Annotated in this window: 2 protein-coding genes; both read left to right on the top strand. The window is 50.2% G+C overall.

What is annotated here, in order from left to right:
• Positions 1-689, top strand: a 689-nt coding sequence (locus ACRCZA_RS14130) for an FAD:protein FMN transferase (protein WP_438675047.1), incomplete at its 5' end; no start/stop codon positions are given.
• Positions 690-698: 9 nt separating this feature from the next.
• Positions 699-1,358, top strand: a complete 660-nt coding sequence (locus ACRCZA_RS14135) for a response regulator transcription factor (protein ID WP_438675048.1) — start codon at positions 699-701, stop codon at positions 1,356-1,358.
• The last annotated feature ends 267 nt before the right edge of the window (positions 1,359-1,625 follow it).

A 1,625-nucleotide genomic window follows, 5' to 3' on the forward strand; every position in this document is an offset into this window, starting at 1 on the left:
TGAATCATAGCGAGGGCTGCGCGCAGGTCATTGATGAAGAAACGTGGCAGTTATTATCCTTTGCTCAGCAGTGTTTTGAACTCAGTCATGGTCTGTTTGATATTTCCGCCGGGCCGCTAATGCAGCTTTGGCAGTTTACTGGCCAGAGCCGCATTCCCGCCCCTGAGGATATTCTAAAAGCGAAAGCCTTAGTCGGCTTGGCGCGCCTCGCGTTGGCACCTAGAGAATTACTCATGCCACCAGGAATGCAGCTCGATTTGGGCGGGATCGCCAAGGAATATGCTGTCGATAAAGTGGCTTATGAGTTGGCCGCGCGTTATCCGTCGATCCCGGTTCTGGTGAATTTTGGCGGGGACATTGCTTGTCCAATCCACAAAAGCCCGCCTTGGCAGGTGGGAATCGAAGATCCTAAGCGACTAGATCATGCCGCCAAAGTCCTCGCTATCAGCCAAGGGGCCTTAGCCACCAGTGGTGATACCCGGCGTTTTATTGAGGTCAATGGCCAACGATATGGGCACATTATCGATCCCCGTACTGGCTATCCCGTCTTGGGGGCACCGCGCTCGGTCACCGTGTTGGGGCCCAATTGTGTGACTGCCGGTATGCTCGCGACCATGGCCATGCTTGAGGGCCCAAACGCGGAAGCATTTTTGCAGCAACAAGCTGTTAAACATGATATTTTTAGATAAGGTCTGCCCATGCGCATCATGCTCGTCGAAGACAATGAATTACTCGCCCAAGGCATTTGTTTAAGTTTGGGGAAGTTAGGGATGCAAGTTGACCATCTCAACAGCTATCAACAAGCGCTGCAAGGTGTTAAAAATGAAAGTTTTAGTGCCATAGTGTTAGATTTGGGATTACCTGATGGTAACGGTAAGGCATTACTCAAAGCTTGGCGGCAACAAGGGGTCTCTATCCCAACAATCGTGCTCACTGCCAATACCGATTTTGATACTAAGTTGGAATGCCTAGATATCGGCGCCGACGATTATTTGAGTAAACCCTTTGACGTACGTGAACTGGCGGCGCGCATTCGTGCCATCGTGCGGCGGCAATTTGGCCTCGATAATAATTGTTTGGTGGTTGGCGCGTTATCGATGGAGTTAACCCGCCGCGAAGTGACCTTTCGTGGGCAAAATATCACCCTTTCGCGGCGCGAATTTCAGTTATTACTTGAATTGGCTCAATCGGTAGGACGAGTTCTGACGCGCAGTCAATTGGAGCAATTGACTTACGGGTGGGATGAAGTGGGAAGTAATTCCATTGAAGTGCACATTCATCATTTACGAAAAAAACTCGCCAATGAATTAATTAAGACGGTGCGTGGTATCGGTTACACCTTAATTGAGGTCAACTAGGTGCGCTGGGATGTGTCATCGAGCGAGGGTGAGTGTAAGCAAAGGCCGTAAGCTTAGGTGAAAGCTGAGGTGAAAACTGAGGTAAAAGCCGTGGCCTAAGGCTGCAAAAGGGCTCCTTCAACCCGCAAAACTCGCCACGGCATGATGATATTATCCCGTATTGGCCTTTCCCCATCGCCGAGAGTAGGGGGAGATGGATTATTAAGGAGACATGGGAATGACCCGATTCATCGGCATGCAGCGCAATGAATAGAGATCGGAAGAGCA

Origin of the sequence: Shewanella sp. (assembly GCF_051658185.1) — a bacterium.
Taxonomy (GTDB): domain Bacteria; phylum Pseudomonadota; class Gammaproteobacteria; order Enterobacterales; family Shewanellaceae; genus Shewanella.

Excerpts from the sequence above, each read along its gene's own strand:
- ACRCZA_RS14135 (WP_438675048.1), top strand. The coding sequence starts at position 699 with ATGCGCATCATGCTCGTCGAAGACAATGAATTACTCGCCCAAGGCATT.